This is a genomic window from Streptomyces sp. NPDC060028 (genome assembly GCF_042736725.1).
Classification (GTDB): domain Bacteria; phylum Actinomycetota; class Actinomycetes; order Streptomycetales; family Streptomycetaceae; genus Streptomyces.
This window is the reverse complement of the sequence record NZ_JBHWVJ010000157.1, coordinates 1-6711: the sequence shown is the minus strand read 5'-3', so window position 1 is coordinate 6711 and position 6711 is coordinate 1. Positions and strand designations below refer to the sequence as shown.

At 68.6% G+C, this 6711-nt stretch carries 7 protein-coding genes and 2 pseudogenes; 5 read left to right on the top strand and 4 right to left on the bottom strand.

The annotated features are described in order from the left end of the window. Positions 1 to 128: 128 nt before the first annotated feature. Both tpg and ACFWBF_RS36890 read right to left on the bottom strand, forming a co-directional pair. Positions 129 to 690: pseudogene (tpg, locus tag ACFWBF_RS36895) on the bottom strand (telomere-protecting terminal protein Tpg). Positions 691 to 693: 3 nt separating this feature from the next. After that, positions 694 to 1245, bottom strand: coding sequence for a hypothetical protein (locus ACFWBF_RS36890; RefSeq protein WP_385609207.1), 552 nt, complete (start codon positions 1243 to 1245; stop codon positions 694 to 696). Between the two features lie 563 nt (positions 1246 to 1808). On the opposite strand from ACFWBF_RS36890, the gene ACFWBF_RS36885 reads away from it, so the two are divergent. Further along, positions 1809 to 2216 carry a hypothetical protein gene (locus tag ACFWBF_RS36885; RefSeq protein WP_385609206.1) on the top strand — a complete coding sequence of 136 codons (408 nt, stop codon included), beginning with the start codon at positions 1809 to 1811 and terminating at the stop codon, positions 2214 to 2216. Positions 2217 to 2253: 37 nt separating this feature from the next. Here the strand turns inward: ACFWBF_RS36885 and ACFWBF_RS36880 are convergent, their stop codons facing one another. Further along, positions 2254 to 2778, bottom strand: coding sequence for an NUDIX hydrolase (locus tag ACFWBF_RS36880; protein ID WP_385609205.1), 525 nt, complete (start codon positions 2776 to 2778; stop codon positions 2254 to 2256). A gap of 370 nt (positions 2779 to 3148) precedes the next feature. On the opposite strand from ACFWBF_RS36880, the gene ACFWBF_RS36875 reads away from it, so the two are divergent. The 4 genes from ACFWBF_RS36875 to ACFWBF_RS36860 all read left to right on the top strand — a co-directional run bounded on the left by ACFWBF_RS36875 (position 3149) and on the right by ACFWBF_RS36860 (position 6015). Beyond that, on the top strand, positions 3149 to 3484 hold the full coding sequence (locus ACFWBF_RS36875) for a helix-turn-helix domain-containing protein (protein WP_385609204.1): 336 nt from the start codon (positions 3149 to 3151) through the stop codon (positions 3482 to 3484). 105 nt (positions 3485 to 3589) lie between these two features. Beyond that, a complete protein-coding gene (locus ACFWBF_RS36870) occupies positions 3590 to 4909 on the top strand; it encodes an ISL3 family transposase (RefSeq protein ID WP_385609203.1) in 1320 nt (439 codons plus the stop codon). Beyond that, positions 4906 to 5280 (top strand): transposase, encoded by a 375-nt coding sequence (locus tag ACFWBF_RS36865; protein ID WP_385609202.1) that lies wholly within the window; start codon positions 4906 to 4908, stop codon positions 5278 to 5280. The genes ACFWBF_RS36870 and ACFWBF_RS36865 overlap by 4 nt, the downstream gene beginning before the upstream one ends. Positions 5281 to 5547: 267 nt before the next feature. Further along, the gene (locus ACFWBF_RS36860) at positions 5548 to 6015 is read left to right on the top strand and encodes a hypothetical protein (protein WP_385609201.1); all 468 of its coding nucleotides are present in this window, start codon (positions 5548 to 5550) and stop codon (positions 6013 to 6015) included. Positions 6016 to 6046: 31 nt separating this feature from the next. Here ACFWBF_RS36860 and ACFWBF_RS36855 read toward each other — a convergent pair. Further along, positions 6047 to 6711: pseudogene (locus ACFWBF_RS36855) on the bottom strand (transposase); the annotation flags it as partial.

Genomic DNA, 6711 nt, shown 5'->3' with positions numbered 1-6711 from the left:
TTCCCCGGGCGGCCCCCGCCCCCCCGGGGGGGGCCCCCCCACCCCCCCCCCCCGCGCGCGCGGGGGGGGGCCCTGGGGCGGGGCCCCCCCCCGGGGGGGGGGGTGCGGGGCCCCTCGTCCGTTGCGGGTCAGAGGGTGATGTCGATTTCCTGGACGTCGGTGAACTCCACGTCCAGGTCGCGGGCGCGGCGGCCGTGTCCCGGAAGTAGTGGTGGCCCAAGCCCTGCGCGGCGATGTCCAGGAGCTGCTGCTCGGTGGCGCCCTGGTCGCGGGCGTCGAACAGCTTCTGGGCCCACTGCGGGGACAGCGCCTGATTGATGTGGCGCAGCCGACCGTCGTCCGTGGTGCCCGGGGCGGCGGTGAACCCGAACCGGGCGCGGGTCGGGACGACGATCCCGGTGCTCGTCGCGGCGGCCTTTTTGGCCTTGGCCCTCAGCTGGGGCTGCCACCGCTTCTTGACCTCGCGGTCTATGCGGGCGGCGAGGTCGTGGCGTGGCGGGGCCGCTTCAGCTGTCCCTTGATGTACCGCTCCACGGTGCGCTGGGACACCCCGAGCGCGGCGGCGGCCGCCTTGGTTCCCTTGAGCTGCTTGACCAGGTACTTCATCTGCGCCTGAGCGCTCTTGGGGGCGGGGCGGGTGAACGCCTTCTCCAGGGCGCGGTCCAGGCTGTCCCCGAGCGAGCTGACCATCGTCTACTCCCCGTCGTCGTCGGCCGGGCGGCCGTTCTTGATGTTCCGGGCGATGTTGAACAGGCCCCCGCTTTTTTCGAATTCCGCTGCCGCCCAGAGGACGGTCTGGGTGCCCTCGTGCTTGACCATCCCCGGTGAGACGCCGAGGCGGAACGTGCCGGTGACCGGCTTGCCGTCGGGCGTGTACGGCAGGAGGTCCAGCGGGGAGGGCCCGTTGGAGGGGTAGACGAGGCAGTCGGTGGCGATGGCGACGGGGTAGATGTCGGCCGCGGCGGCGATCTTCATCATCTTGCGATGCATGATGACGCGGACGGTCGACAGGACCGCGGCCCGGATGTCGGGGCGCCACGTCTCACGCTCCAGGGCCGGCCACGGCTCGTAGAACGGGACCTCGCCGCGGCTGTTGCGCTGGCGCAGCTTGCCGATGCCTCCCTTCGCGGTCGCCTTGATCGCCTTGAGCAGCAGCTTCAGCGCCGGGTCGCCGTCCTTGACGGCGGCCATCGCCTCGAGGAACTCGTTGTCGTCCATGCCGGGGGTGACGCCGAGGTCGGCCATCGTCGCCAGGTAGGTGTCGCGCAGCCGGTCGTACCAGGGGTCGAGGTAGCGGCCGGTCTCGGTGCGGACGTACGCCTCGATCGGGGAAACGTGAGCAGCAGCGGGCTCGGTACGGCCTGGGCTTCATCAGGGTCGGGCGCGTCAGACTCGTCCATCGGGGAAGCCTAGAACCGCATGTGCTGGTCTCGAAAGGAATTTCCCGAGACCAAATCTCCGAGTAAGCCGCCATCTCGTTCAGGGGGGCCTGATGCGCCCCGCTGTGCGTCGACACCGCAGGGCTGCGCGCGTACCCCGGGAGCGGCTGCCCGTTGAGACCGTGGCACCGTCTCCGCCTGCGCACGACCGACGGCCGCCCGCTCCGGACGGCGGGCCCTCCGCCCGGAGACCCGGCCGCCGGGCGCCTGCCGTCACCCGCCCAAGGACCCCCGGCTCACCGCAGGCGGCATGCTCAGGTTCCCCGCTGCTGATCAGGCGTGCTCCCGCAATTCCGCGGAGGAGAAGCCGAGCAGCGCCCGGTCCTCACTCGCCTGAGCGCCTCCGAGGGGAACCGTATCCGGGCCGCCATGGACCGGCTCCTTCGCGGCGAGATCCCGCCCGGCGGAAAGTGCGACATCAAGACCCTCGCCGGCGAGGCTGCAGTCGACCGCACCGCGTTCTACGGCACCCGCCCCTACTCTCACCTCCGCGTCGAGTTCGCGCGACGCCTTCAGGCCCTGCAGCAGGCCGGCGACATTCCCGACCCCCGCGAAGCCCAGATCACCCGCCTCAAGACGGAGAACGCCAAACTCAGGGAGCGGCTGGACCGATCGAAGCAGACAATCGACGAGCTCACTGACTTCCGCACCCAGGCCCTGGCCCGGCTCGCCGCCCAACACGAAGTGATCACCTGGCTCCGCGAAGCTGCCGCCGGGAAATCCAGGGTCAGACGCCTTCCAGATCCGCGAACCAAAGTCATCGGGTCCTGCAGCTGAAATGCCCGCTTCGAACCGAGGCGACCCGCATCGCCGATCACCCGGCCACCAGTTCGCCCACACCGCTGTCGGGCCCGGAATCGAGATATCGGCGCAGAGCTTCCCGCCCTCCCGGAACGAAGCACCATTGATCAACGACTTCGCGCAGTTCAGCCACCGTCAGCCAGTCCAGCCAGTCGATCTCACCCGGGTCCGGGACCAGGGACTCCGACGACAAGAGGGCCTCATGCACCCCGAACCATATGGGGCCGATCCCTTCCCTGCAGAGGAACTTGAACAGGAAGCGCACCGGCACGCGAACGCCGAGCTCTTCACCCAGCTCGCGGACCGCCGCCTCCTCATACGACTCGCCCACGTCCACTGCGCCGCCGACCATCACGTCGTAGTGGCCCGGGAACCGGGAATGCGTCTCGGACCGCCGCACAACCAAGATCCGCCCCTCGCGGTCACGGCAGATCGTTGTTGCAATGCGATGCGGCCAGTTCTCGCGCACCGCCTCGTCTCGCTCCACTATCCCCAACACGCGGTCATGCTCATCGACATGCTCAACCAGTTCGCTCACGGAGGCACGATCTCAGCCCCCACTGACAACACGGCCCCACGGGCACCAGCAGCGAGTGATCCGCATTGCAGGAAACCCCGTGGAAAGCAACACGACCGACGATCTGCGTCGCGAATGCGGCCTCGCCACCTGGCCTGCTCAATCGCGACACGAGGTCATCCGCACACGGCCTCTGCGGACACAAGGCACGCCTACATCACGCACCTGATCGCGTTCGGATATCCGGAGCGGTTCGTCCAGGAGCAGGTCGGTCACTCCACGCGGCGACGACCGCCCTGTACACGTGGGTGTCGGACGAGTACCGCAACCGGCTGATCGAGGCCGCGCTCCACAAACGTCTGGAACCCACTGGTGGAGGGGTGTTACCGCGGTGATGAAACGGATGGGCTTCACATGGAACCTGCGCCGTCTGATGGCCGAGCGGGACATGTACCAGACCACCGACCTCGTCCCCTTCCTGGCCGAGTACGGGGTACATCTCTCGCGGGAGCAGGTGTTCCGGCTGGTCACCCAGCCTCCACAGCGGCTGTCGATGGACACCCTCGCTGCCCTGTGCGGCATCCTCGGCGTCACTCCGGCGGACCTGATCGAGGTTGCCGAGACCCACGTGCAGGTAGCGAAGCCCACCGCCACCGGCGAGACCACCGGTACGGCGAAGGCTCCGCCCGCCCGGCGCGTTCGCGTTCTGCGCCCGGGTGAGCGGTGAGCGGCCCGGTGCCCGTTCCGGCCTCGTGGGGGTGTCTAGGACGGTCCGTCTTGGGGTCTGGCCCAAGTTGTGTGAGGTGACTACTCGTTGTAGTTGTTGATCTTCATGGCGAGGGCTTGGAGGTCGCCCGGATTTCGCTCCTCGTATGGCTGGCGTGCTCGACATTCGGTCGCCGTGAGCGAAGATCCCTCTGCGGTGCAAGAGCTGTTGTTCCCGTCGGACACGACGGCCGTGATCACGTCCGTCGAGACGGACGGCGAAGCGATACGCGTCGAGGCACGGTGCACCGCGAGCGGTGCTTACTGCCCGGCGTGCGGGGACTGGTCGGCTCAGGTTCACGGCTCCTACCAGCGTTTCCCCACGGATCTTGCCTGCGGTGGGCGGCCGTGTGTGCTGGTGCTGAGGGTCCGCCGGTTCGTCTGCTCGACCCCATCCTGTCCGCGGCGCACGTTCGTCGAGCAGGCGCCGGGACTGACCAGGCGCCACGGCCGGACCACCGAGCGTCTGCGGTCCACAATGAGCAAGGTCGGGCTGGCGCTCGCCGGGCGGGCCGGTGCACGCCTCGCCGCGCATCTGGGCATCGTGACCAGCCGCAATACGCTGTTGCGGCGGGTGATGGACCTGCCCGACCCGGCGCCGACCGAACCCCGCGCTGTCGGGGTGGACGACTTCGCCCTGCGCCGCGGTCACGTCTACGGAACGGTCGTGATCGACGCCGAGACCCACCGGGTCCTCGACCTGCTGCCAGAACGCGACGCCGCCACCCTCGCCCCCTGGCTCGCGGCCCACCCCGGAATCGAAGTCATCTGCCGCGACCGCGCCGGCGCCTACGCCGAAGCGGCCGACACCGCCGCACCCCAGGCCCTCCAGGTCGCCGACCGGTTCCACCTCTGGCAGAACCTCGCTTCCGCCGTCGAGAAGACGGTGGCCGCCCACCGCTCCGGCCTGCGTGACCTGCCGCTGCCGGTCCCCGAACCGGAACCCGTCTGGGAGACCCCGACCGGAGAAGCCACCGGTCGGGACGATGAAACGGACACGCCGACGGGCAAGTTCGCCGAGCGGGCCCGGATGCACCACGCCCTGGTCCACGAACTCCTCGCCCAGGGCATGAGCCTGCGGGCCGTCGCACAGCACCTGGGCTGGGGCCGGCACACCGTGCAGCGATACGCCCGCGCAGCGTCCTGGCAGGACATGGTCAAGGGCCGCAAACGGCAGCTCCCGAGCAAGCTCGATCAGTTCAAGCCCTACCTGGCCGCACGCTGGGCCGAGACCGGCGGAAGAGTGACCGTCCTCGCTCTCTTCCGGGAGATCACCGCCCGAGGCTTCCGCGGCCACTACTCCATCGTTGCGACTGGATCCGCCGCGACCTGCCCCAGCGGGAAGGCTTCACACCCGCCCCGCCACCACCATCGGTACGGCAGGTGACCGGCTGGCTTACCCGGCACCCGGCCACCCTGACCGAGGAGGACAAGCTTCGCCGCAAAGCAGTCCTCGACCGCATCCCGGAACTGGCCTCCGCCGCTGAACTGACCAGCTCGTTCGCGGAAATGCTCACCACGCTCGACGGCCTGCGCCTGCCCGAATGGATCACCGAGGCGATGACAGCCGGCCTGCCCGGCATCAGCACCTTCGCGGCCGGACTCCAAAGCGACTTCGACGCCGTCACCGCCGGACTCACCACCGACTGGAACTCCGGACCCGTCGAAGGAACAGTCAACCGGATCAAGATGCTCAAACGGCAGATGTTCGGCCGTGCTGGATTCCCGCTCCTCCGGAAACGAGTCCTCCTCGCGTGACTCAGCGTCACCGGCCCACAGAACTTGGGCCAGACCCCCGTCTTGGCCCAGCCCGGACGGCTTCCTTTGGCCCCGGCAGAGGAACGGTTTGAAGTGGCCCCACCTGGCTGCCCAGGCACCGAACGTCAACGATCCGGTTCAACGTAGGTTGACGCGCCTCGTGGAGGGTTCGCGACTGGTCGGGGCTCTCGCCGGAGTCGATTTGGAAGTACAGGAGGGGTTCCCCTCAGCGTCGTCGGCATCGAGAGGCCGACGACAATGGGCTGCATGGCAGCTACTTCTCCGGCGTCCCGGCTGGTCGCCTCTGCGGCTCGAGAGCGGCTGCGGCCGCTCGGTCTCAATCAGCGCGGTCGATCCCGCATCTGGGTCGACGACCGCGGCTGGTGGCTCGGGATTGTCGAGTTTCCTTCACCCACGTGGAGCCAAGGCAGCGGGTTGACCGTGGGGGTGATGTGGCTGTGGCAGGACCTCGGCCACCTGGCCTTCGACTTCACGGAACAGGTGCAGCCGAGGCAGGACTTCCGCAACGAGATGCAGTTCGGAGCGGTGGCGGCCGCACTCGCAGACCAAGCGGGAGACCGCGTCGAGACCTTCAGGAGCACGTTCGGGGGGCTCGACCAGGTAGCCGAGCGCCTCTTGGAGCGTCCAGTACGGCGCGGTTTCCTCTGGGAGAGCTTCAATGCCGGCGTTGCCGCCGCCTTGGTAGGGCGCCCGGTGGAAGCAAGAGATCGCTAGTGCGTTGTCCACGAACGTTCGCCGGGGTTGGTCAGGCGGCTTGAGGTCGTGGTCGGCCCCAGCGTTGGTGTCGTTCGCTGCGGACCTTGGCGCGTTCGCGGCGTTGGGCGGCCAGGACGTCGGGGTGGCGGGCATTCGCGTTGCGCCACCGTAGGTAGTCCTGCAGCTTCCGGGCCAGTGCCGGGTGGTTGGGGTGGTTGGAACCGCCCATGACGAAGTTCCGTAGGGGCCCGAACTGGGCCTCGATGGGGTTGGCCCACGACGCGCTGGTCGATGTCAGGCACAGCTCGACCTTGTTCTTGCCCACCCAGGTTCGGACGGCTGGCGTCTTGTTTGCCGAGAGGTTGTCCATGATCACGTAGATAGGGCCCGTCGGGCCGGGCAGCACGGATCGACTTCAGTGCCGCGAGGCTGTGGTCGCCGCCCTTGCGGCGGCGGGTCACACCCCACAGCTGGTCGTCGCCGATGGAGTAGCAGCCGTGGAAGTAGCGGATGCCGTGGGTGCGGTGGTAGGTGGCCGGCAGCCGGTCCGGTTTCTTCTCTTCGGCCCAGGAGGAGCCGTGGCAGGGGCGGATCGACAAGGGGCCGAACTGGTCGAAGGCGAAGCAGCGGTCCGGGAAATGCCTGGTCACGTGCTCAACGCGGTCGAGTTTGGCGTCCTTGTCGGGATCCTTGGACTCCTTCCAGGTCCGAGTG

What these genes read in the sequence shown, in the direction of transcription:
- ACFWBF_RS36860 (WP_385609201.1), top strand. Translation starts at nt 5,548, where the DNA reads ATGGCAGCTACTTCTCCGGCGTCCCGGCTGGTCGCCTCTGCGGCTCGA.
- ACFWBF_RS36885 (WP_385609206.1), top strand. Translation starts at nt 1,809, where the DNA reads ATGGACCGGCTCCTTCGCGGCGAGATCCCGCCCGGCGGAAAGTGCGAC.
- ACFWBF_RS36870 (WP_385609203.1), top strand. Translation starts at nt 3,590, where the DNA reads ATGGCGAGGGCTTGGAGGTCGCCCGGATTTCGCTCCTCGTATGGCTGG.
- ACFWBF_RS36890 (WP_385609207.1), bottom strand. Translation starts at nt 1,245, where the DNA reads ATGGCCGACCTCGGCGTCACCCCCGGCATGGACGACAACGAGTTCCTC.